This window comes from Burkholderia sp. E168m22, assembly GCF_001319805.1.
GTDB classification, from domain to species: Bacteria; Pseudomonadota; Gammaproteobacteria; order Burkholderiales; family Burkholderiaceae; genus Burkholderia; species Burkholderia orbicola.
Window position 1 is genome coordinate 1 of sequence record NZ_BBSK01000071.1, and the last position, 24,503, is coordinate 24,503.

15 protein-coding genes and 2 pseudogenes are annotated in these 24,503 nt (G+C 68.2%); 5 read left to right on the top strand and 12 right to left on the bottom strand.

Translation table 11 applies throughout. The annotated features are described in order from the left end of the window. The 6 genes and pseudogenes from AP428_RS16520 to AP428_RS16545 form a co-directional block, all read right to left on the bottom strand. A pseudogene (locus tag AP428_RS16520) lies at positions 1-291 on the bottom strand (lytic transglycosylase); the annotation flags it as partial. 273 nt (positions 292-564) lie between these two features. Then, entirely contained in the window at positions 565-960 is a 396-nt protein-coding gene (arr, locus tag AP428_RS16525) for an NAD(+)--rifampin ADP-ribosyltransferase (RefSeq protein ID WP_011547040.1), read from the bottom strand. Between the two features lie 32 nt (positions 961-992). After that, positions 993-1,760, bottom strand: a complete 768-nt coding sequence (locus tag AP428_RS16530; protein WP_011547041.1) for an ABC transporter permease — start codon at positions 1,758-1,760, stop codon at positions 993-995. Beyond that, positions 1,757-2,710 (bottom strand): ABC transporter ATP-binding protein, encoded by a 954-nt coding sequence (locus tag AP428_RS16535; RefSeq protein WP_011547042.1) that lies wholly within the window; start codon positions 2,708-2,710, stop codon positions 1,757-1,759. The genes AP428_RS16530 and AP428_RS16535 overlap by 4 nt, the downstream gene beginning before the upstream one ends. Further along, complete coding sequence (locus AP428_RS16540) at positions 2,707-3,885, bottom strand: ABC transporter permease (RefSeq protein WP_011547043.1); 1,179 nt, start codon at positions 3,883-3,885, stop codon at positions 2,707-2,709. Before AP428_RS16540 ends, AP428_RS16535 begins: the two co-directional genes overlap by 4 nt. Next, on the bottom strand, positions 3,882-4,805 hold the full coding sequence (locus tag AP428_RS16545) for an ABC transporter substrate-binding protein (RefSeq protein ID WP_006493662.1): 924 nt from the start codon (positions 4,803-4,805) through the stop codon (positions 3,882-3,884). Before AP428_RS16545 ends, AP428_RS16540 begins: the two co-directional genes overlap by 4 nt. Positions 4,806-4,972: 167 nt before the next feature. Between AP428_RS16545 and AP428_RS16550 the strand changes: the two genes are divergently transcribed. Then, positions 4,973-5,902 carry a 2-hydroxyacid dehydrogenase gene (locus tag AP428_RS16550; protein ID WP_011547044.1) on the top strand — a complete coding sequence of 310 codons (930 nt, stop codon included), beginning with the start codon at positions 4,973-4,975 and terminating at the stop codon, positions 5,900-5,902. Positions 5,903-5,923: 21 nt separating this feature from the next. Here AP428_RS16550 and AP428_RS16555 read toward each other — a convergent pair whose 3' ends face one another. Next, positions 5,924-6,292, bottom strand: coding sequence for an NUDIX domain-containing protein (locus AP428_RS16555; RefSeq protein ID WP_011547045.1), 369 nt, complete (start codon positions 6,290-6,292; stop codon positions 5,924-5,926). A 132-nt stretch (positions 6,293-6,424) separates the two neighbouring features. Continuing rightward, positions 6,425-8,395, bottom strand: a complete 1,971-nt coding sequence (locus tag AP428_RS16560; RefSeq protein ID WP_011694830.1) for a Xaa-Pro dipeptidyl-peptidase — start codon at positions 8,393-8,395, stop codon at positions 6,425-6,427. Positions 8,396-8,943: 548 nt separating this feature from the next. Between AP428_RS16560 and AP428_RS16565 the strand changes: the two genes are divergently transcribed. After that, positions 8,944-9,756 carry a hypothetical protein gene (locus AP428_RS16565; protein WP_226292164.1) on the top strand — a complete coding sequence of 271 codons (813 nt, stop codon included), beginning with the start codon at positions 8,944-8,946 and terminating at the stop codon, positions 9,754-9,756. 35 nt (positions 9,757-9,791) lie between these two features. Here AP428_RS16565 and AP428_RS16570 read toward each other — a convergent pair whose 3' ends face one another. Next, positions 9,792-11,060: a lipoprotein-releasing ABC transporter permease subunit gene (locus AP428_RS16570; protein WP_011547048.1), complete on the bottom strand. Its 1,269-nt coding sequence runs from the start codon at positions 11,058-11,060 to the stop codon at positions 9,792-9,794. A gap of 89 nt (positions 11,061-11,149) precedes the next feature. On the opposite strand from AP428_RS16570, the gene AP428_RS16575 reads away from it, so the two are divergent. The 3 genes from AP428_RS16575 (at position 11,150) to pbpC (ending at position 20,993) form a co-directional block, all read left to right on the top strand. Next, positions 11,150-12,202, top strand: a complete 1,053-nt coding sequence (locus tag AP428_RS16575; protein ID WP_041489668.1) for an RNA-guided endonuclease TnpB family protein — start codon at positions 11,150-11,152, stop codon at positions 12,200-12,202. 313 nt (positions 12,203-12,515) lie between these two features. Then, complete coding sequence (locus AP428_RS16580) at positions 12,516-18,518, top strand: alpha-2-macroglobulin (protein ID WP_011547051.1); 6,003 nt, start codon at positions 12,516-12,518, stop codon at positions 18,516-18,518. Positions 18,519-18,563: 45 nt separating this feature from the next. Beyond that, on the top strand, positions 18,564-20,993 hold the full coding sequence (gene pbpC, locus AP428_RS16585) for a penicillin-binding protein 1C (RefSeq protein ID WP_011694828.1): 2,430 nt from the start codon (positions 18,564-18,566) through the stop codon (positions 20,991-20,993). 24 nt (positions 20,994-21,017) lie between these two features. Here pbpC and AP428_RS16590 read toward each other — a convergent pair whose 3' ends face one another. From AP428_RS16590 to AP428_RS16600, 3 genes and pseudogenes are all read right to left on the bottom strand, one after another. Next, positions 21,018-22,424, bottom strand: a complete 1,407-nt coding sequence (locus tag AP428_RS16590; RefSeq protein WP_011694827.1) for a methyl-accepting chemotaxis protein — start codon at positions 22,422-22,424, stop codon at positions 21,018-21,020. 250 nt (positions 22,425-22,674) lie between these two features. Further along, positions 22,675-23,745, bottom strand: a complete 1,071-nt coding sequence (locus AP428_RS16595) for a porin (RefSeq protein WP_011547054.1) — start codon at positions 23,743-23,745, stop codon at positions 22,675-22,677. A 217-nt stretch (positions 23,746-23,962) separates the two neighbouring features. Beyond that, a pseudogene (locus AP428_RS16600) lies at positions 23,963-24,503 on the bottom strand (AMP-binding protein); the annotation flags it as partial.

Consider the following 24,503-nt stretch of genomic DNA (forward strand, 5'->3'; position numbering starts at 1 on the left):
GTCTCTGTAAACGAGTGCCGGCGGCAGCGAATATTTCGTCGCAGTGACGCTCACGATATCGGCGAGCTTCGCGGCGCGTTCCTTCGCGACGCCGAATTTCTTCGTCAGGTAGGACGTGATGCGGCGGTTTGCTTCGTTAGGCTGATCGTTGGCGAGCGGTGCGGATGCATCGCCTGGCGCGGATGCGGCTGCTTCGGGCGCAGAGGCAGGCAAGGCGGGCGCCTGCTGCGCCGCGGCGTGCTGCGCAATGCCGAGCGAAAGCACGATCAGCCAGAAGAACCGTCGTCGCATGGTGGAGTGCGGGGAAATGGGAGGCGCATAGTATATCGACCAATCGCGGTGGGTGGTCGAGGGCGGGTTCGAATGAAAGCGACGTGTAGGCTTGTCACATTCGCGATGATCGACGCGCCGATCGTTGCGCGGACACGCATCGGAGTCCGGATGAACCGGGCGCTTCCGTCCTTTCCTGCGATTCGCCCGCGGTATCGCGGAAATGTCGTCGGCTCGCGTGTCCCATTCCGGCGGCAGTTCGGGCCCGATTTGCGAATCGGCGCGAACGAAACGCTAGTTGATGATCTCGCCGATACCGGTTTCGATGCGGATTCTGAGTTGCTGGATGAACTCCGGATCGTACGGTTCCCAGCGATCGAGTTCGCCGACGATCTTCAAAGGCGATGTGCTTCGATACGATCGCGTCGGATTGCCGGGGAATTTCTTGTCCGTGACGTTCGGGTCGTTTTCGAATTCGCCAGTGGGCTCGACGATGTAGACCCGCGGCCGACCATCGCCTTTGGCCATTTCCGCAGCCAGGCCGGCGCCTTTGGGCAGGGCCGTGAAATAAATGTGATTCATCACGACGTCATGCCGGTAATTCGATCGGAAGCCTGCCGTCAGCAAGTCGCCGATCCGCAAATCCGCTTTCGTGCCATGAAAAAACGGGCCGGTGTCGAGCACAGCCATGGTTGCTCCTTCGAAAAATTCCGTGACGGCTTCTACGCGCGCCGCGCGCTCGCCGCCCGCGCAATCGCGCCGATCGCATCGCTGACGAGCACCGCGAGCAAGCCGACGATCACGCCGCCTTGCAGCACGAACGCGGTGTTCGACGTCTGCAGGCCCGCGATGATCACGTCGCCGAGCCCGCGCGCGGCCACCGTCGAGCCGATCGTCGCCGTGCCGAGATTGATCACGACCGCGAGGCGGATGCCGTTGACGATCACCGGGAACGCGAGCGGCAGCTCGACGGACACCAGTTGCTGCCAGCCGCTCATCCCCATCCCGCGCGCGGCGTCGACGACGTCGCGCGGCACGTCCTCGAGCCCCGCGATCGTGCTTTCGAAAATCGGCAGGAGCCCGTACAGCACGAGCGCGATCAGCACCGGCTTCAAGCCGAAGCCGACGGCCGGCACGGCGAGCGCGAGCACGGCGACCGGCGGGAAGGTCTGGCCGATATCGACGACGCTTCGCGCGACCGGCAGGAAATCCGCGCCGAACGGCCGCGTGACCGCGATGCCGGCCGCGACCGCGACGATCGTACCGATCAGGCTCGACAGCGCGACCGTGCCGAGATGCGCGAGCGTGAGGTCGAGCAGGCTCGCGCGATCGTAGATCACCGGCGCGCCGTTGTCCGCGAACGGCGCGAACAGACCCTGCAGCCACGCGGGGCGCAACAGCAGCACGAGCAGCAGCACGAGCGCGGCCGCGCGGGCGACGTACGCGGGAAGTGACGACTGCTGGAACTGCACGTTGCCGCAGGTCGTCATGCAGGCTTCCTCGCGTGTGCGCGGATCGCGTCGAGCGTGATGCGGCGGGGGCCGCGTGCGTTGGGGGTGCCGTTGGCCGTATCGTCCACGGGCAGCGCATCGACACCGCGCCACAACAATTCGGACACCGCATCGCGCAGCGTGCGCGTCGCGGCGATCGGTTCGCCATCGACGTGGCCGGCTTCGGCCACGGTGTCGATCGGCGTCAGCGCGAGCAGGCGCAGCGGCCGGTCGACGCCCGCGACGAGCTGTTCGACCACACCCGGTGCCGGGCCGCCGAGAATCTCGGCCGGCGATGCGACCTGCAGCAGCCGGCCGCCGTCCATCACCGCGATCGTGTCGCCGAGCTTCAGCGCTTCCTCGATATCGTGCGTGACGATCACGACCGTGATGCCGAGGCGGCGCTGCAGCGCGAACAGGTCGTCCTGCGCCTTGTTGCGGATGATCGGATCGAGCGCGCCGAACGGTTCGTCCATCAGCAGGATCGCGGGCTCGGCGGCGAGTGCGCGCGCCACGCCGACACGCTGCTGCTGGCCGCCCGACAGTTCGTGCGGCAGCTTGCCCGCGAACTCGGCCGGCGCGAGATGGAACAGGTCGAGCAGTTCGTTCACGCGCGCGTCGATGCGCTCGGCCGGCCAGCCGAGCAGGCGCGGCACGGTCGCGATGTTGCGCGCGACGCTCCAGTGCGGAAACAGCCCATGCCCCTGGATCGCGTAGCCGATACCGCGCCGCAATTGCTCGGGCGCGACGGTCGCCGTATCGACGCCGTCGATGCGGATCGTGCCGCTGGTCGGCGCGATCAGCCGGTTGATCATGCGCAGGAGTGTCGACTTGCCGCTGCCCGATGCGCCGACGAGCGCGGTGATCGTGCCGCGCTGCACCGTCAGCGATACGTCGTCGACGGCGAGCGCGTCGCCGAAGCGTTTGCCGACCCGTTCGATCTCGATCATCCTGCACGCCCTTTCGCGAGCGACGTCGCGGCTTCGAACACGACCGCGGACGCCAGTGCGAGCGCGATCGTCGGGATCGCGCCGAGCAGCACGAGATCGGCGGCCGATTGCCCGATCCCCTGGAAGATGAAGGTGCCGAATCCGCCGCCGCCGATCAGCGCGGCCACCGCGGTCAGGCCGATGTTCTGCACGAGCACGATGCGCACGCCGCTCAGGATCACCGGCAGCGCGAGCACGAGATCGACGCGCAGCAGCCGCTGCATGCGCGTCATGCCCATCGCGCGGGCCGCTTCGGTCACGTGCGGCGGCACCTGTTCGAGCCCGACCACGACGCTCGATGCGATCGGCAGCAGCGAATACAGGAACAGCGCGAGCACGGCCGGCGCGACGCCGATCCCGCGAATGCCGAGCGCGGCCGCAAGCGGCACGTGCGCGGCGAGCAGGCCGAGCGGCGCCATCATCAGCCCGTACATCGCGATGCTGGGGATCGTCTGCACGATATTGAGTACGGGCATCGCGACGGTGCGCACCGTTGCGATGCGCGCGCAGGCGATGCCGAGCGGCACGCCCGCGACGAGCGCGGCGGCGACCGAGCCGCCCGCGAGCGACACGTGACGGATCGCCTCGCGCCAGAAATCGTCGCTGCGCACCGCGTATTCGCGCATCACGGAGAGGCCGTCCCACCAGCCGCTCGCGAGCGGCACGGAAACTGCTGCTATCGCGACGGCGAGCGCGGCGAGGCGCCGCCATGGGCCGAACGCGAGGCGTGCGAGCGCGTCGGCGATCAGCACGGCCCACGCGAACAGCAGCAGCCAGACGCCGGCATCGGGCGACACGCGGGCCAGCATGTCGTCGGGCGCGACGACATGCGTCGCAGCCGCGCCGACCGCATACGCGAGCGTCGCGAGCCCCGCGCAGCCGGCCGCGAGCCGCCACGCGGGGCGGCTCGCCGTCATCGCCCACAGCGCGCCGACGGTCCACAGCGCGGCGAGCGCGGCGCCCTGCATCGGCGGCAGCGCGGCGAACACCGACAGCCCGGTGCCGGCCGCGATCCGGTTCGGCCGCAGCACCGCGAACGACAGGCCGAACACGGCGACGATCGTCAGGATGCCGATCAGGATGCCGACCTTGTCGAGCGTGACGCGCCGCGCGGACGCGGCCGCACGCTCCGTCATTTCACGAAACCCTTCGCTTTCAGGTAGCTTTTCGCGACGCCGGCCGCCGGCTCGCCGTTGAGCTGGATGCGGGCGTTCAGCGATTGCAGCGTCTTAAGGTCGAGGCTCGCGAACACGGGCTTGAGCAAGTCGGCGATCTGCGGATGCGCTTTCAGCGCGGCTTCGCGAATCACCGGCGCCGGCGCGTAGACGGGCTGCACGTGCTTGTCGTCGTCGAGCACCGCGAGGCCGCTCGATGCGATGCCGCCGTCGGTGCCGTAGACCATCGCGGCGTTCACGCCGTCGGTCTGGTTCGCGGCGGCCTTGATCGTCGCGGCCGTGTCGCCGCCGGACAGCACGACGAGCTGCTCGGGCTTCAGCTTGAAGCCGTACGCTTTCTCGAACGACGGCAGCGCGGACGCGCTGTTCACGAATTCGGCCGAGGCCGCGAGCTTCACCTTGCCGCCGCCGGCCACCCACTTGCCGAAATCGGAGAAGGTCTTCAGGTGCTGCGACTGCGCGACGGGCGCGAGCAGCGCGACGCCCCACGTGTTGTTCGCGGGCGCCGGGGCGAGCCACACGAGATGGTTCGCCGCGTAGTCGAGTTTCTTCGCGGTGTCGTAGCCCTGGCTCGCGTTCTTCCACACCGGGTCGTCGGCCTTGTTGAAGAAGAATGCGGCGTTGCCCGTGTATTCGGGGTAGACGTCGATCTCGCCGCTCGTGAGCGCCTTGCGCACGATCGGCGTCGTGCCGAGCGCGATCTTTTCGGTGACGGGAATGCCGTGGGCCTTCAGCACCTGTGAAATGAGGTTGCCGAGCAGGTTGCCTTCGGTGTCGATCTTCGACGACACCACGACGGGCGTGTCGGCGTGTGCGCCGGGCGCCACGATGGCGGCGGCGAACGCGAGGCCCAGGATCCGGGCGGGCAGGGCGAGCTTCATCGGGGCCAATCTCCAGGACGGGGGCGTACGCCGAAAGTTACTTGACTGAGCCGGCTTTGGCAAACCGCGTGCGGCGGCGTGTCCACAGCCGGTGTGGGGATAACCCGCATCCGTCATGCGGGCTTGTTACACTGAAATTCGTTCCCCGCCTGCGGACATTTGCTGACATGAAGCCCGAGCTGCTGGTCCTCATCGCACTGCGCGGCGACGCGCATCGCGAGATCGCCGCGTCGTTCGACGTGCGTTATGCCCCGACGCCCGATGCGCGCGAACGCGCGATCGCCGAGCACGGCGGCACGATTCGCGCGGTGCTGACCAACGGCAGCACGGGGCTGACCGCCGCCGAGATCGACCGGCTGCCGCAACTCACGTTCGTCAGCGCGCTCGGCGCGGGCTACGAGCACATCGACGTCGCGCACGCGAAGGCGCGCGGCATCACCGTGGTCACGGGCGCCGGCACCAACGACGATTGCGTCGCCGATCATGCGTTCGCGCTGCTGCTCGCGGCGGTGCGCAACGTCGTGCAGCTCGATGCGAAGACCCGCGCGGGCGTGTGGCGCGACGGGCTGTCGATGCCGCCGAACGTGTCGGGCAAGAAGCTTGGGATCGTCGGGCTCGGCAAGATCGGCGAGAAGTGCGCGCGCCGCGCGGCCGGCTTCGACATCGAGATCGGTTATCACAACCGCTCGGAGAAGCCCGTGCCGTACCGCTATTTCGACCGGGTCGACACGCTCGCGCAGTGGGCCGATTTCCTGATCGTCGCGACGCCGGGCGGCGCGGGCACGCGGCACCTGATCGATCGCACCGTGCTCGATGCGCTCGGCCCGGGCGGCTTTCTCGTCAACGTGTCGCGCGGCAGTGTTGTCGATACCGCTGCTTTGGCAGACGCGCTGCGCGAAGAGCGCATCGCGGGCGCGGGGCTCGACGTGTACGAAGGGGAACCGGAGCCGCCGCGTGCGCTGACCGATCTCGACAGCGTCGTGCTCACGCCGCACATGGGCGGCTGGTCGCCCGAGGCGCTCGATCGCTCGGTGCGGCAATTTCTCGACAACGCGGCGCGGCATTTCACGGGGCAGCCGGTGTTGACGCCGGTGTGAGCGCCGGGCGGCGGCGTCGAATCAGTCCGCCTGCTTGCAGAATGCCCAGTAGAAATCCGGCAGGTTCGCCGGCTTGGCGGCATCGAGGTCGATCCAGCCGAACTGGTGGTGCTCGTCGCTCAGCACGATTTCACGGCGATCGACCTCGCACCGGAAGCATACGATCAGTACGCGCTTGCCCGGCACGACCTCGCACGAACGGCTGCCCACGTAGCGGATCGCCGATGCGACGATTCCGCATTCTTCCTGCACTTCGCGGATGACGGCGTCTTCGAGCGATTCGCCCGCTTCGGGCCAGCCGCCTGGTAGCTCCCACTCGTCGCGGGGATTGCGCAGGAACAGGACGGAACGGCCGTCGCGGACGATGGCTTTGGCGCTGACGGGAATCATCGGGGCTCACCGTAGGCATTCGATTGCCGCAGCCTAGCGCAGGTGCTCCCTTCGTGCAGCGATCCCCCGCCCACATCGACTGGCATGCAGGCGGGGGGCGGCGCCGCCGCTACGACGGCCGCCGGCGCACGACTACGCGCCCGTCGACGGCGAAGCCAGCGGCACCGTCACCGACGTGCCGGCCGGATCGAGCGTCAGCCCGGTGCCGGGCGTCGGCCGCAGCGTCGCCTCGTAGTCGCTGGAGAGGACGACGAGCCCGAGCCGGTGGCCGGCTTCCAGCTTGTAGTCGCGCGGCATGAAGGTCAGCTTCAGGTCGTACGGCATGCCGGGCAGCACCGGTTGCGACACCCACTCGGACAGCCGGTTGCGCGGGTCGGTCCATGCGCGCGTGACGATCGTCGCCGTGCCGTCCGGCGCGCGGTCGACCAGCAAGGCCGTCACGTTCGCGACGCCCGTGAAGGTCAGCCTGACGCGTGCGGTCGCGGCGCCGGACAGGCGTGCCGCGGCCGTCAGCGGGGCCGTCTCGAAGCGGCTGCGGTTTTCGCCGGTCGGCGTGTTCGCCAGCGTGAGCGCCGGAATGCGCGCATCGTCGGTGAAGCGCGCGAGCGGGCCGCCGCTCGGCAGCCGCAGCAGCGTGCCGGTGCTCGCGCCGTCGCCGCCCGCGAAGTACGTGACCGGCGTCGCGTGGCGCGCGGCCCAGTCCGCTTCCTTCAGCAGCGTGCCGTCCGCCTGCGCGACCACCGCGCGCGGATCGTGCTCGACGCCGTTGTCGAAGCCGATCAGGTAGCGCGTGAACCAGCGGTTCACCTCCGCGGTCCACGCGTCGGCCATTCCCGGCACGCGGGTCGGATCGGTGTGCTTCAGCCGATGCAGCCACAGCTGGGTCGGCACGCCCTGACGTCGCATCGCCAGATACCACGACGTCGACTGGTCGACGCGCACGTTGTCGTCGGTGAGACCCTGCGCGACGAGCGCCGGCGCGACCGCGAACGCGGTCGGGATGTCGCGCGCGGCCCAGAACGGCGAATAGTCGCCGGTCTTGCGGTCTTCCTGCTGCAGCGCTTCGTCGATCAGGTGCGTGCAGCGCTCCGGATGCGCGTTGGTCAGCAGCGCCTTGATGTACACGTCGACATCCTCGCCCTGATAGCCTTCCGGCGCACGCACGAGGCCGCCCGAGCGGTAGTAGCCGTACATGTTCGACAGCCCGGCGATCGGCACGATCGCGTCGAGCCCGCGCGTGCGCAGGCTCGCGACCATCTTCGGCAGCGTGCCGTCGTACGACACGCCGTACATGCCGACGTGGCCGGTCGACCAGTTGGCGACGACCGTCTTGCCGTTCGCGTCCTTCGCGGTCGCGTCGCGCCCGAGCCAGCGGATCACCGACGCCATCGCCACCGATTCGTCGCGCGTCAGGATCGTCGGGCAGCCGTCCGAGCCGGCGGTGCCGAGCGAATCCGCGTAGACGATCGTGAAGCCGCGCGGCACGAAGTAGCTTTCGATCCACGAGCGGCCGGCGGCGGCCGCCTCGACCTGCTGCAGCATCCGCGATTGCGGCGCGGCGGCCAGGATGCGGGTGGATGCCGATGCCGCGGCACCGGCGGTCGCGGCCGGATGCGGCGTGCCGTCGAGTTCGACGTCGACGTCGTGGTCGGGACTGTCGGCGAGCCCCGCGTAATACGGGCTCGCGAGCACGATGACGGGGGTGCGCGCGCCGTTTGCAGTTTCGGACGGCCGCACGATGCGCACGTGGATGCGGTCGCGCGTGCCGTCGCCGTCGGAATCGACCGGCGTGTCGACCCACGCGTTTTCCTCGATCGTGCCGCCCGACAGCGATGGCTGCACCTGGCCGTTGCTGATCACCGGCTTGTAGCGTCCGCTGCTGGCCGGATTCGCGTACGGCACGCCCGACGGCGAAAAGCGCGACGCGAGCGATGGCGCACCGGCTGTATCGGCCGCGGCGGCGGCTCCCTCCTGTTGGCCCTGCGCGAGCGCTGACACGCCCGCCACGCTGCCGCCGTCGTCGCCGCCGCACGCGGCGAGCGTCGCGGCCGCCACGAGCGCGGGCAGCCATGCGCGCCGCACTCCGGTTCGATGAATGTTCATTGAATCGACCTCGTCTCTTGTGTTTGTCTGGAACCGGCCGGCTCGCGATACGCCCCCTGCGGCCTGGCCGGGTGCTGCGTCGGATGAAGCGGAACTGCACCATCAAAAACGGCGGGCGAGATGGATGAGCGTCTCGCCCGGTGCCGGCGCGCGTCAGGCGGCGTGCATCCGGCCGGCGTCGAGGCGAGTGATCGCCCCGAACGGAAATCGTCAGTGCGGCGGTTCGCTGCGAATGCAGGACTGCGAATCAAATGCGGGCATGCCCGGGCTTCCTTCAGGTTTCGGATGAAACGGAACGGCGCGATGCGATGAGGCGGGAATGTTGCGAACGGCGGTGCTGCAACGGCAGGAAAGCGCGACGCGAGTCGGCACGCTGGCCGGATTGCTTTCCGGAAGCTTGCGCAAAAGTTATCTCAGTGAAATGTCCGTGTCAAACTTTTTTAGTTCGAGTCAAACAAAGTTTCGACGCGTGTGTGACATGCGCGCTCAACTTCCCGGCAATCCGTCCGTAAACAATGAAAAACACGCTTAAAACGAGAGAGAGGGCAATGACGATTACGGTCACGGCGGCGGGCGGCCTTACGCTCGCACAAATGGCACAGGCGGCGCTCGACGGGCGCCAGACGACGGACACGACGGCGTCCGGCGCACCGCAAGACGAACCGATCAGAATCCGGGCAATCGATCCGCAAGCGCAGCAGGCGGCGATGACGAAACAATTGTCGATGGTGGGCGACCTGTCGATGAAGCTGCGCGGCGTGACCGACGCGCTTGCGACGAGCCTGCAGGACATCGTCGCGAAGCGCCCGGATCTGGCCGATGCGCAGTTCGACTTCGCGACCGACGCCGGCCGGATCAAGGTCGTGTCGAAGACGATGACGGACAGCGATCGCGCATGGATCGAGTCGACGCTGAATTCGAACGCCGGCCTCGTGCTCGCGACGCGCGATTTTCACGAGCAGGCCGTCGATATCGCCGCGCAGGGTGCGGCCGTGCGAGGCGACACGTTCACGGACAGCGATCGCGCGGCGGCGAGCCAGGCCGCCGACGCGCGCTTTCACTTCATGAGCCTGCTCAACCGGTCGGTCGCGGAGAACCCGCCGCCCGTGGCGCCCGGCGGGCACTTCACCACGCAGGACGGCACGACGCTGACGATCGAGCCGTCGGCCGGCACCGCGCGCGGCACGCTCGCGTTGCTGGACGCCGCGCGCCAGCTATCGTCGGGCGCGGCGATCTTCGTCGATTCATCCGGCAACAAGTCCTACGGCATGCGCACGGAACTCGTCAACGTCGGCTTCGACGTGCTCGCCGGCTACACGCCGGACGGCGGCAACAGCGTCGGCTTCCACGAGATCGCGTAACGCCGCGCCATTCGTGCCAATCGCGCCGATTGCGCCTACTCGTCGCGCAGCGCCTCGGCCGGGCGCACCCGCGCGGCGCGCCAGCTCGGGTACAGCGTCGCGACGCACGACATCAGGAACGCGGCCGACGCGATCTCGATCACGTCGAGCGCCGACAGCTTCGACGGCAGTGCGCTGAGGAAATACACGGACGGCGTCAGGAAGCGGATGCCGAGCAACTGCTCGACCGCCGGCAGCACCACCGGGATGCTCACCGCGATCGCGCAGCCGAGCGCAACGCCCGCCAGCGTGCCGGCGAGGCCGATCGTCATCCCCTGGATCGCGAAGATCTTCATGATCGAGCGGGGCGGCGCGCCGAGCGTGCGCAGGATCGCGATGTCGCCCTGCTTCTGCGTGACCGTCATCACGAGCGACGACACGAGGTTGAACGCGGCGACCGCGACGATCAGCATCAGGATCAGCGACAGCATCCGTTTCTGCAGCCGCTCGGCTTCGAACCACGTGCGGTTCTGCCGCGTCCAGTCGCGCAGGTACAGATTGCCCGACAGCGTGCGCGACAGCGCCAGCGCGATTTCCGGCGCGCGCTGCAGATCGTCGATGCGCAGCCGGATGCCGGTCGGCGCGTTCACGTTGGACAGTTGCTGTGCGTCGCGGATATGGATGTACGCGAGCGCGCTGTCGTACTGGTAGTGGCCCGACTCGAACGTACCGACCACGTTGAACTGGCGGAACCGCGGCAGCGCGTCGCCCAAGCGCGCGGTGTTGCCGGGCGCGAAGAACGTGATGCGGTCGCCGATCTTCACGTGCAGCGTATCGGCGAGCGCGGCGCCGAGCACGATGCCCATCTCGCCCGGCACGAGCGCGTCGAGGCGTCCGGTCTTCAGCTTGCGCGCGATCTCGGACACGCGCGGCTCGAGCACGGGATCGATGCCGCGCAACGCGACGCCCGTCACATTGCCCGCGTTCGTCAGCAGCGCCTGTGCGTCGACATAGGGCGCGACGGCACGCACCGCCGCATTCTGTAACGATTCGTGCGCGGTCAGCCGCCAGTCGGGCATCGCGCCGGACGGCGAGAAGATTTCCACGTGCGCGAGCACCGACAGCATCCGGTCGCGCACCTCGGTGCGAAAGCCGTTCATCACCGACAGCACGACGATCAGCGCGGCCACGCCGAGCGCGATGCCGGCCATCGCGGCGCCGGCGATGAACGACACGAAGCCGTCGCCGGCCGAGCGCCGGCCGCCGCGCGCGTAGCGCAGCCCGATCTGCCATTCGAACGGGAGTTTCAAGCGGTTTCCTTTCATCAGTTGCTCCTTTCCTCCCCGTCCTTCAGGGCGGGGAGGAAAGGAGCGCTGCTGTTTGCCAGCGGCATTCCACCGTTAAAATGGCCGGCATGATTCTTGTCTATCGCTACCGCGTGAAGTCGCTCAACGGACTGCTTAACAAGCAGAGCCGCGCGGTGAACTACGTCTGGAACTTCTGCAACGACACGCAGAAGCATGCGCTCAAGTGGGGCAAGAAGTGGCCGACGGGATTCGACCTGAACGTGCTGACGACGGGGAGCAGCAAGGAACTCGGTATTCACTCCGGCACGATCAACGCGACGTGCGAGCAATATGCGAAGTCGCGCAGTCAGCGCCGACGCCCTTACCTGCGTTATCGCGGCAGGAAGTCGCTCGGCTGGGTGCCGCTGAAGGGGCGTGACCTGAAGCGCGAGGGGGACGCGTTCCGTTTCGCCGGCAACACGTTTCGCGTGTTCAACAGTCGACCGCTTCCCGAAGGCAAGATCAAGGACGGGACCAACTTTGCGCAGGATGCACGCGGCAACTGGTTCCTCAACATCGTGATCGAGATGCCCGATGTGCAGGCCCGCCCGGTTCGTTCCGGTGTGGGCATCGATCTCGGCCTGAAAGACTTCGCCACACTTTCGACCGGCGAGAAGCTGCCCAATGACCAGTTCGGTCGACGAGCGGCCGAGAAGCTGGCGAAAGCGCAACGGGCGCGAAAGCACAAGCGGCATATCGCGAAGCTGCACGCAAAGATCGCCAATGCCCGCGCCGATTTCCAGCACAAGCTCGCGCTCGATCTGGTGCGGCATTTCGATTACATCGCGGTCGGCAACGTGTCGGCCGCAAAACTTGCCAGAACCAGGATGGCGAAAAGCGTCTACGACGCGTCCTGGTCGTCCTTCCGAAACACGCTCCGCTACAAAGCGATCGCGCACGGAGCGACGTTCGAGGAAGTCGACGAAAGCGGTTCTACCCAGTCCTGTTCGGCGTGCGGGTCGAAAGACAGCACGACGCGGCCGAAAGGTATCGCGGGACTGCGAGTAAGAGAATGGGCCTGCAGTGACTGTGGTGTCGAGCATGATCGTGATATCAACGCTGCGCTGAACATTCTCCGATGCGGACGTGCATCGCCAGGTGTGGGAATCCTCTCCCTTTAGGGAGAGGGGGACGTCAATTCGATTCGATCCTGCCGAGCCGGGCATTCTAGCGAACGCGGCGCCGCCATGTGCAGAGATCGGGCGGTGGACCCGGGAACCCGTGGAAATCCGCCCGACCGACCGGTCGTCGGCCGGCGTTGCGCGCCGGCACACCGCTGTTTCCATCGTTTCGGGTCTGATCGATAATGGCGCCCAGCATCCGGTCGAACATACCAAGTATTCACGGCGCAACCGGGCCGCGCCGTCACAGACCCAAAACGATTCGGGGAAGGTTGCCGCTGGGGCAGCATGTCCTTGACAAGGAAATAACAAAATGGATTTGCTGCGCTTCCTGCTGCTCCTGCCGATTCGCGTGGCGGGCTTCGTCTGGTGGCTGCTCGGCTGTGCGTTGCGGCCGCTGGTCGGCGACGTGTCGTGGACGGCGCCCGCATGGATGGGCGTCACCGCCGCGGCCGTGCGCCGCCGTCCGTGGCATGCCGGCGGCCTCGTGCTGCTCGCGGCTGCGCTCGGTTACGGCGGCTACTGGTTCAAGCATCGCCCGAAGCCGCCCGAGCCTGAAACCGTCGGCTTCACCGTGAAGGCGCCGGCGATCACGACCTACGAGGTCGACGATGCCGACAAGCCGAAGATCACCGTGCACCCGCTGGAAGTGGCGTTCTCGCAATCGGCCGCGCCGATCGAGCAGGTCGGCAAGCCGGCCGGTGACGGCATCGAGATGACGCCGGCGCTGAAGGGCGCGTGGGAGTGGGCCGACGACAAGACGCTGCGCTTCACGCCGGTGGCCGACTGGCCGGTCGGCGCGCACGTCGAGGTGCGCTTCGCCGTGCATCGCGTGTTCGCGCCGCAGGTGACGATGCACGACGACCGTTTCGCGTTCGACGTGCCGGCGTTCGCCGCGACGTTCGGCGACAACCAGTTCTACCAGAACCCCGACAATCCGGCGGAGAAGCAGGCGCTGCTGCAGTTGCGCTTCAACTACCCGGTCGATCCGGCCGAGTTCGAGAAGCGCATCGACCTCGTGCTGGTCGGCCGCGACGGCAAGACCGTGTCGCCGCTGCGCTACACGGTCAACTACGACAAGATGAAGACGAGCGCGTGGGTCCACTCGCAGCCGCTCGAGATTCCGCGCGATCCGCTCGCGGTGCGGCTCGACGTCGACAAGGGCGTGAAGAGCGCGCGCGGCGGCAACGGCACGCCGGACGTGCTGCATGCGTCGGTCGGCGTGCCGGGGCTGTACAGCCTGTCGATCGGCAATATCGCGCCGACGCTGGTCGACAACGAGCGCTACGAGCCCGAGCAGGTGCTCGTCGCGGAAACCTCCGACGGCGTGCGCGGCGCCGACCTGGCCGCACGCGCGAAGGCGTGGGTGTTGCCGAAGCGCAAGCCGGGTGTCGAGCAGGCGGACGACGATCCGCCGTACGAATGGAACGTGGCCGACATCAGCGACGCGGTGCTGAAGCAGTCGAAGCCGCTGCCGCTCGACGTCGTGCCGACCGAGAACGACTTCGCGACGCTGCAGAGCTTCAAGTACCACGCGACGCCGGGCGAGCGCGTCGTCGTGCGCTTCGAGGGCGACCTGAAATCGACCGGCGGCTACCGGCTCGGCGCGCCGGTGACGAACGCCTTCACGGTGCCCGACTATCCGAAGCTGCTGCGCTTCATGGCCGACGGCTCGCTGCTGTCGATGAGCGGCAGCAAGCGGCTGTCGGTCGTGTCGCGCAACCTGCCGGGCATGAAGGTCGAGATCGGCCGCGTGCTGCCCGACCAGATCCAGCATCTCGTGAGCTTCAACAACGGCACGTACGCGCGGCCCGAGCTGTCGTATTCGTTCAGCGAGGATCACATCGTCGAGCGCTTCGTGCAGACCCGCGCGTTCCCGGCCGGCGATCCCGGCCGTGCGCATTACGAAGGCATCGACCTCGGCCAGTACCTGAAGGACGGCAAGCGCGGCGTGTTCCTGCTGCATCTGTCGAAGTACGATCCGGCGGCCGAGAAGAAGAAAGCCGACGACGCGAAGGGCAGTGATTCGGCATCGGATGACGGCAGCCAGGATCAGTCCGACAACGCCGATTCCGGCGACAGCAGCGGCAACGGCGACGACGGCGACAACGCGCTCGGCGACACGCGCCTGATCGTCGTGACCGATCTCGGGATGCTGGTCAAGAAGGCGCTGGATGGCAGCCAGGACGTATTCATCCAGTCGATCCGCACGGGCCGCCCGGTTGCGGGCGCAACCGTATCGGTGCTCGCGGTGAACGGCCAGGCGCTGTTCACACAGACCACGAGCACCGACGGCGTCGTGCATTTCCCCGCGTTCAAGGGGCTCGACCGCGAGAAGCGTCCGCAGCTGTACGTCGTGAAGAAGGACACCGATCTGTCGTTCCTGCCGGTGGCCGGCCGCGACCGCCAGCTCGACTTCTCGCGCTTCGACGTCGACGGCGAGCGCAACGCGACGGGCCAGGGGCAATTGTCCGCGTACCTGTTCTCGGATCGCGGGCTGTACCGGCCCGGCGATCCGTTCCACATCGGCCTGATCGTGCGCGCGGCCAACTGGGCGCGCAGCCCGGCCGGCGTGCCGCTGCAGGCGGAGATCGTCGACCCGCGCGGGATGACCGTCGAGCGTAAGCCGGTAACCGTCGACGCGACGGGTTTCACCGAGCTCGGCTACACGACCGCCGAAACGGCGCCGACCGGAACGTGGACGGTCAACCTGTATATCGTCAAGGACGGCCAGCCGGGTGCCGAGCCGATCGGCAGCACGACGGTGCAGGTGAAGGAATTCCTGCCCGACCGGATGAAGGTCGACGCGAAGCTGTCGCAGCAGGTCGTCGAAGGGTGGGTGAAGCCGAAGGGGCTGAAGGGCCTCGTCGATGCGCAGAACCTGTTCGGCACGCCGGCCGAGAAGCGCCGCGTCGCGGCGACGCTGACGCTGCGTCCCGTGTGGCCGTCGTTCCGCAGCTGGCAGGGGTATCACTTCTTCGACGCACGCCGCGCGAAGGAGGGCTATACGACCACGTTGCAGGACGGCACGACCGACGACAAGGGCCATGCCGAGTTCGATCTCGATCTCGACAAGTACGCGGACGCGACCTATCAGCTCTACTTCCAGGCGAAGGCATACGAAGCGGAAGGCGGGCGCAACGTCGCCGCGAACGCGCAGACGCTCGTGTCGAACAACGACTGGCTCGTCGGCTACAAGTCGGTCGACGATCTCGGCTACGTGAAGCGCGGCAGCCCGCGCACGGTGCGGCTCGTCGCGATCGACCCCCGCGCGAAGGCGATCGACGTGAAGGACCTGCGCGCGCAGCTCGTCGAGCAGCGTTACGTGTCGGTGCTGACCAAGCAGGATTCCGGTGCATACAAGTACGATTCGCGGCTGAAGGAAGTGCCGGTCGACGAGAAGCCGCTGTCGATTCCCGCAGCCGGGCTCGACTACGCGCTGCGCACCGACAAACCGGGCAGCTATGCGCTCGTGATCCGCCGCGCGGATGGCGCGGCGGTGAACCGGATCGAGTATTCGGTCACGGGCGCCGCGAACGTCACGCGTTCGCTCGACCGCAACGCGGAGCTTCAGGTGAGTCTCGCGAAGCACGACTTCAAGCCGGGCGAGCAGGTCGAGATCGCGATCCGTGCGCCGTATGCGGGTAGCGGCCTGATCACGATCGAGCGCGACAAGGTGTATGCACATGCGTGGTTCCATGCGGACACGACGAGTTCTATCCAGCACATCACGGTGCCGGCCGGCTTCGAAGGCAACGGCTACATCAACGTGCAGTACATCCGCGATCCGTCGTCGGACGAGATCTTCATGAGCCCGCTGAGCTACGGCGTCGTGCCATTCTCGGTGAACCTCGACGCGCGCCGCAACGCGGTGAGCGTCGACGCGCCGGCGCTCGTGAAGCCGGGCGATACCGTCAACTTCACCGTGCATTCGGCGAAGCCCGCGAAGGTCGTCGTGTTCGCGGTCGACGAGGGCATCCTGCAGGTCGCGCGCTACAAGCTCGGCGATCCGCTGAAGTTCTTCTTCCGCAAGCGGATGCTCGAAGTCGGCACGTCGCAGATCCTCGACCTGATCCTGCCGGACTTCGAGAAGCTGATGGCGATGGCCGCGCCCGGCGGCGACGCCGACGACGCGATCGGCCGCCAGCTGAATCCGTTCAAGCGCAAGCGCGACAAGCCGGTCGTCTACTGGTCGGGGATCGTCGACGTGAACGGCGACACGCGGCTGAGCTACACGGTGCCCGACTACTTCAACGGGAAGTTGCGCGTGATGGCCGTGTCGGTGTCGCCGGATCTGGTCGGCACGTTCGAAGGCGCGACGACGGTGCGCGGCGATTTCGTGCTGTCGCCGAACGTGCCGACGACGCTCGCGCCGGGTGACGAGGCCGACGTCAGCGTCGGCGTCGCGAACAACCTGACGGGCGTCGGCAACCAGCCGGTGCCGGTCGCGGTCACGCTGAAGACGGGCCCGCAGTTGCAGGTGATCGGGCCGGCGACGCAGAACGTCGCGCTCGCGCCGCAGCACGAAGGCGTCGCGCTGTTCCGCGTGAAGGTGACCGACACGCTCGGCTCGGGCGCGCTGTCGTTCGGCGCGCGCTACGGCGCGAAGGGCGCGCAGCAGCGTGTCGACGTGTCGGTGCGGCCGGCCGCCGCGTTCCGCACGCAGCTCGACATCGCGCGGCTCGACCCGGGCAAGAAGGCCGGCGTGCCGAACCTGCGGTCGATGTACGACGCATACGCGTCGCGCGACGCGAGTATCTCGACCGCGCCGCTGGTGCTGTCCGAAGGGCTGTCGTCGTATCTCGTCAACTTCGAGCACGCTTGCAGCGAGCAGATGGTGAGCGCGGCCGTGCCACGCATGTTCGCGGCGAAATGGCTGTCGGTGCGCGCGCTGACGAGCGCGATGCATGCGCCCGAGGCCGGCGCCGATGCGGCCAATGCGAGCGCGATCGCGCAGTTCGTCGGCGTGCTGCGCAGCCGGCAGAACGCGCAGGGCGGCTTCGGCCTGTGGAGCGCGACGCCCGATGCCGATCCGTTCGTGTCCGCGTATGCGATGCACGTGCTGCTCGACGCGCGAGATCGCGGCGTCGCGGTGCCGAAGGACATGCTCGACGCGGGCAACGCGTACTTGCAGCGGCTCGCCGCGAACGACTCGCTCGGCTCGCTCGATCTGCTACGGCAGCGCGCATACGCGGTGTACCTGCTGACGCGCCAGGGCAACGTGACGACCAACAGCCTCGCGGCCGTGCAGAAGCGGTTGCAGGCGGCCTATCCGAACGACTGGCGCAATGATCTCGCGGCCGCGTGGCTCGCCGCGTCGTATCAGTTGCTCAAGCAGGACAAGGAAGCCGCCGCGCTGATCGCGGGCCCGCAGGCATTGCTCGAACGCAAGCGCGCGTCCGACGGCGACTATTCGACCGGCTACTACATCGACCCGCTGACGCGCGACGCGAGCGTGCTGTACCTGCTCGCGAAGCACTTCCCGGAGCGCGTGCGCAAGCTGTCGCCGCGCGCGATGGACAACCTCGCCGCGCCGCTCGTCGACAACCGCTACAACACGCTGTCGTCGGCGATGACGATTCTCGCGCTCGACGCGTATGCGGCATCGAACGTGGGCCAGCTCGACCAGCTTGCGATCAACGAAGTGCGCGCGGGCGCCGCGCCGAAGGACGTATCGTCGATCCAGGCGAACCTCGTGCGCTCGGGCACGTGGGCGGCCGGCGCGTCGCGGGTCGACTTCGTGAACGGCAGCACGTTGCCGGCGTGGTGGGTCGCGAGCCAGTCGGGCTACGACCGCGGCACGTCGACGAAGGCGATCAGGAACGGGCTGGAGATCGTGCGCGACTACACGGATACCGACGGCAAGCCGCTCGCGAGGATCGCGCTCGGCCAGGAGATCGACGTGCACCTGAAGATCCGTGCGACCGGTTCGGCGAACGTCGGCAACGTCGCGATCGTCGACCTGCTGCCGGGCGGCTTCGATCCGGTGATCGCGCCGCCCCCCGCGACCGATACGCAGGAGGGGGACGGCAACGGCGACGGCAGTGCGTCGGCGCCGGTGGCCGATGCGCCGTGGCATTCGCCGATCGGCGTGAAGGGCTCGACGTGGCAGCCGCAGTTCGCCGATATCCGCGAGGATCGCGTGGTGATCTACGGCACCGCGACGACCGACGTGCGCGAGTTCGTCTACCGGATCAAGGCGAGCAACGCGGGCCGCTTCGTTGCGCCGCCGGCCTACGGCGAATCGATGTACGACCGCCGCGTGCAGGCGCAGGCGCCGGGCGGCACGGCACTGACGGTGGAGCGTGTGCGATGACGAGGCGGTTTCCTTCGCGTTGCACGTCGCCGGGAGCGGCCGCGCGTGGCTGACGCATCCCTGCTCCGGCGCGCGCTGCACTCCGCCGGCCGCTGGCTGCATCGCTGGCAGAACTGGCTTGGGGGCGCGTTGCTCGTGTTCGGCGCGCTGGCCGCGTGCCGGCTGTGGCCGCATCCGCCGCTGCGCGACTGGAAACCGTCGTCCGTCGCGGTGACCGACGCGCAGGGCCGGCTGCTGCGCCTGACGCTCGCGAAGGACGACCGCTACCGGCTGTGGGTGCCGCTCGACCGGATGTCGCCGCAGCTCGTCGAAGCCGTGATGCTGCACGAGGACCGGTGGTTCCGGTGGCATCCGGGTTTCAATCCGTACGGGCTCTTGCGCGGCGCATGGATCACCTATGTGCGCGGCGGCAATCCGCAGGGCGGCTCGACGCTGACGATGCAGCTCGCGCGCTCGCTGTGGAAGCTGAACACGCGCACGCCGGCCGGCAAGCTCGAGCAGGTCGCGCGTGCGGTGCAACTCGAACTGTTCTACTCGAAGCGGCAGATTCTCGAAGCGTATCTGAACGACGCACCGTACGGCCGCAACGTCGAAGGCGCGGGCACCGCGAGCGTCGTCTATTTCGACCGGATGCCCGACGCGCTGACGCTGCCCGAAGCGCTCGCGCTCGCGGTGATTCCGCAGGACCCGGCGCGGCGCGTGCGCGGCGGGCAGGACGCGATCAACCGCGCGCTGGCCGCGTCGCGCAACCGGCTGTATGCGCGCTGGCTGACGAAGCATCCGCGCGATGCGTCGCTCGCGCCGTTGTTCGCGTTGCCGCTCGCGATGCGGCCGCTGTCCGCGTTGCCGTTCGATGCGCCGCATGCGGTCGACCAGGCGCTCGCCGCGCGCAGCGCGTGGCGAACGACGTCGGGCGCCACGGCGGCCGATGGCGATCGCGATGACGGCAGCGATGGCGGCGCGCGGCTCGTGACGACGCTCGATCTCGACCTGCAACGCACGCTCGAACGGCAGATTTCACGCTACGTCGCGCGCAACGATACGCGGGGTGTGCGCAACGCAGCGGCCATCCTCGTCGATACGCGCGACATGGGCGTGAAGGCGCTGGTCGGCTCCGCGAACTTCTTCGACCGGACGATCGACGGGCAGGTGAATGGCACGCTCGCGCGGCGCTCGCCGGGCTCGACGCTCAAGCCGTTCATCTATGCGCTCGGCTTCGACCAGGGCGTGCTGCATCCGCAGACCGTGCTGCGCGACGTGCCGACTTCGTTCGGCCCTTACGCGCCGGAGAATTTCGACGGTCATTTCCTCGGGCCGATCACGGCGACCGACGCGCTGAACCGCAGCCGCAACGTGCCGGCCGTGTGGGTCGCATCGCAGCTCAAGTCGCCGGACCTGTACCGGTTCCTGCAGGACGCCGGCGTGCGCCGGCTCGCGAGCGCGCAGCACTACGGGCTCGCGCTCGTGCTCGGCGGCGGCGAAGTGACGATGCAGGATCTCGCGGCGCTCTACGCGATGCTCGCGAATCGCGGCGAGTTCCGGCCGCTGCGGCTGCGCGCGGACGAACCGGCGCTGCCCGGCCGACGCCTGCTGAGCACCGAAGCGAGCTACATGACGATGGACATGCTGCGCCAGCACCTGCGCCCCGACGAGACGAGCGGCGCGCAGCCGTCGAGCGTGCCCGTGTACTGGAAGACCGGCACGTCATGGTCGTTCCGCGATGCGTGGACGGCCGGCGTGTTCGGCCCGTACGTGCTGGTCGTGTGGGTCGGCAACTTCGACAATTCGACCAATACCGCGTTCGTCGGTGTCGATGCGGCCGCGCCGCTGTTCTTTCAGGGCGTCGATGCGATGAATGCGGAACGTACGCTCGTCGAGCCGCCGCGCGCGGTGCCGCCGAACCTGAAGCGCGTGCGGGTCTGTCTCGCGAGCGGCGACCTGCCGAACGAGTGGTGTCCGCAGCAGGGCTGGACGTGGTTCATTCCAGGCACGTCGCCGATCCGCGTGAGCACCGTGCACCGGCCCGTCGTGATCGACGACGCGACGGGGCAGGCCGCGTGCCCGCCGTACGACGGCAAGCGCACGCATACGGAAGTCTTCGAGTTCTGGCCGTCGGATTTGCAGCAGGTGTTCGCGCAGGCCGGCATTCCGCGCCGGCGGCCGCCGCAGAATGCGGCGTGTCGCGATGCCGGGCAGGTCGAAGGCGACCCGCCGCGCATCACGTCGCCGCTGCGCGGCAGTACGTATGCGATGCGCGTGAAAAGCACCGACGAAACGCGTATCGCGTTCAACGCGACCGCCGATGCGAGCGCGCATGCGCTGTACTGGTTCGTCAACGACGCGTACGTCGGCCGCAGCGCGCCGGGCGATGCGCTGTTCTGGCAGCCGCGCACGGCCGGCAGCTATACGGTGCGGGTGGTCGACGATCACGGCCGCAGCGACCAGCGGCCGCTGGGCGTGGGGCTGGAACAGTAAGGCGCGCGGCCCGCGCGCGCCGGTTCAAACGCTGTAGCCGATCCGCAGTACACCCCATGACCGTCCGCCGACGACGATCGGCGCGGACACGTCCTTCATCAGCGCGAACTGGCCGTTGCCCATGTCGCGCCGATAGGTCTGCAACAGGAACGGCTTGTCATGCGCCACGGACATGCGCGCCGTGCGGTCCGTGTAGATCCGGCGGTTCCGGCAATTTGCCGCATTCCACGCGGCGTCCGAGCGCTGAGGCAGCGAGAACTTGCGGTTGTGGGTCGGCAGGTAGCACTGCCGGTCGAAGCTCGCGCAATAGACGACGCGTGCGTCGACGTCGAGCACCGGCTCCTGGATGGCGGGCAGCACGCGATCGGTAAACGCCGTGAAGCGCGTCATGAACTGCTGCGGGTCGGTGCCGGGAATCGGTTCGTAGTGCGTGTCGAAGAGCGCGTCGAGCGTGATGTCGCCGCGGCCGACCGCGTCCTCGAAGAGTTTGCTGATTGCGGCGGCCGTGCTTCGCGCGGTGTCGATCAGGCGCGTGTCGGGCGATTCGATGCCGGTCGCGGCGGTGAGCTCGATCAGCGTCTCGGAGACGGAGAGCAGATTGCCGAGCCGGTCCTTGGCCTGCGAGAAATTGTCGGCCGAGTTCTCGACGCCGGATGCCATCTCGCCCACCTGCTCGTCGAGACGGTGGCACTGCGCCTCGATCTCGTCCGTCAGCGACGCGATCTGTTCGGCCTCGCCGGCCAGCTCGGTGATCGCGTGGCCGGTCGCGTGCACGACCTCGCCGATCGTGCGCGTGCCCTCGCGCACGCGATGCGCGCGGGCGGCATTGTCGGTGCCTTCCGCGAGCAGGTGCTCGGTCTGCTCGGCGAGCCGTGCGAGCGTCGTCTCGATCTGGGCCGTTGCCTGCCCGGTCTTCGCGGACAGGTTCTTGACCTCGGCCGCGACGACCGCGAAGCTGCGACCCGACTCGCCGGCGCGCGCGGCCTCGATCGCGGCGTTCAGCGCGAGCAGGTGGGTCTGGCGCGCGATGACGGAGATCTCCTCGGAGACGGTCCGCACGTGGTCGAGCGCATCGCGCAGCGCGCCCATCTGGTCGCTGATCGTGGTGACGCCCTCGACAAGGCCGTGAATGTCCGCGAGCGATGCCTCGATCGTCTGCTGCGACTGCTGCACCGCATTCGACGCATTGGCGCTGACGTCGCGCACCTGCTGCGCGGCCTCGGCGATCCGGTGGTTGCCGCGCAGCGTGAGGGCGGCCGATTCGCGCAGCGTGTGGCACACCTCCGCCTGCCGGGCGACACGCGCCGCGACTTCCTCGACGTGGCCCGACACGTCGCAGATCTCGATGCCGAGCTTGCCGGCCTGCTCGGCGATGTCGCCGACGAGCGCGCGCGATGAACGGCGGCCGCGGCCGATTCCGAAGAAGTTCACGTTGGTGGGTCTCCTTGAGGGCACGCGCGTCGGGTTCCCGGCGGATGTTGGGCGTGCGTTCCTGACTTGACGGCCGCACGGCCGCGGACTTGAGGTCGGGTAAACATCGAGATCCGCGTGCCGGAGGGCCGGAGCGGCGCCGGGCAAGGGCGCGTTCGCACCACGTTTGCGCGACGTTTCCGGGGCGGCTGCGCGGCGATGCGGAGCCGGACGGGCGGCCTGTCGCGGCCGCCCGTCCGCAGGCGCTGCGTCAGAACACGTGGTGGATGCCGGCATTGACGCCGACCGTCGTGCCCGGCAACCCGTACAGCGCGCCGCCGGTGATGCCGAGGCCGGTATTCATCGCGCCGTGGTTGTTGACCACGCCGACCTGCGCATACAGCCCGGTTCGCTTCGACAGGCTGTAGTCGGCGCCGATCGCGGCCAGCAGCGAATGATTGTGCGAATCGTTGCGGTCGGTCGTGTACCACGCGCCGGTGTTCAGGTCGAGGGCCGGCGTGACGCGATAGTCGAGGCCGGCGCTATACACGTTGTTGCTGAACGAGCCGGCGACCTTGTAGCTCGTGAACGATGCCTTGCCGGTCACCGGCCCGAACGTGTAGCCGGCGCCGATCGTGCGGCCGACGAACGCGACCGTGCTCGCAACCGGCGTCGGCGACGTGCCGCCGTTGCCGTCGTAGAGCGCCGCGTTGAGCATGAAACCGCCGTTCGTATAGGTGAGGCTGCCGGAATACTGGCGCCCCGCCTGGAAGTCGCCGGCCTTGCCGCCGAAGCCGAACATCGCGCTGGCCGTCAGTCCGGCGATCGTCGGGCTCGTATACGAAATCGCGTTCGGGTTGAAGAGGCCGGTGACGAGCACGTTGTCCACATACGGCACCAGCGCGGCGCCGAAGTGCGAGACGTTGCGCGGGTCCGATCCGAGGATCGCCAGCACGAACGGCGAGAACTGCAGGCCGACCTTCGTTTCGCCGAAGCCGCCGTCGATCCCGACCCACGCCTGGCGGCCGAAGAAGTTGCCGTTCGAATGGCCGAACGCGCCGTCCGTGATGTTGAAGCCGCTTTCCAGCTTGAATCTCGCGTGCAGCCCGCCGCCGAGATCCTCGGTGCCCGTGATGCCGAAGTTGGTCGGCGTCATGCCCGTGTCCGTTAGCGCGAACTGGCGTCCGGCGTTGCCGCCGGTGGCCGAATCGAGCGATCGGTTCGTATAGAGCAATGCGGCGTCGAGATCGCCGTACAGCGTGACGCTGCTCTGCGCGAAGCTGCTCGTGCTGGCGGCCGCGCCGAGCAGCGCCGCGCACATCGTCCATGTCCTGCTCTTCATCGTCTGTCTCCGTTTTGTGAGTGTTGTAATACGTACGACTAATTAACAATGCAATGGCGGAAGCGTTACGAGCCGCCTGCATGCCGTGCCGTCGGGGACCGCACGGCGATGCTTGTCGACGGCGCTGCAACGCGGCTGCGCGCCCGGTGTGAGAGGCGGGCAGGCGGCCGTGCTGCGGCGCCGTGGTGAAGCGGTCCGCCCGCCGTGGCGGGCGGCGTTACATCGAGCGGTTCAACTGCTCGAGGATGGCCGGATTCTCGAGCGTAGACGTATCCTGCGTGATCGCCTCGCCCTTCGCGAGCGAGCGCAACAGGCGCCGCATGATCTTGCCCGAGCGGGTCTTCGGCAGGTTGTCGCCGAAGCGGATGTCCTTCGGCTTCGCGATCGGCCCGATCTGCTTGCCGACCCAGTCGCGCAGCGTCTTCGCGAGCGCCGCCGCTTCGTCGCCTTCCGGGCGCGAGCGCTTCAGCACGACGAATGCGACCACCGCTTCGCCGGTCGTGTCGTCCGGACGGCCGACCACCGCCGCCTCGGCCACCAGTTCATGCGACACCAGCGCCGACTCGATCTCCATCGTGCCCAGCCGGTGGCCCGACACGTTCAGCACGTCGTCGATCCGGCCCATGATCGTGAAGTAGCCGGTCTCCTTGTCGCGCACGGTGCCGTCGCCGGCCAGATAGAGCGTGCCGCCGAGTTCTTCCGGGTAATAGCTTTTCTTGAAACGCTCCGGGTCGCCCCAGATCGTGCGGATCATCGCG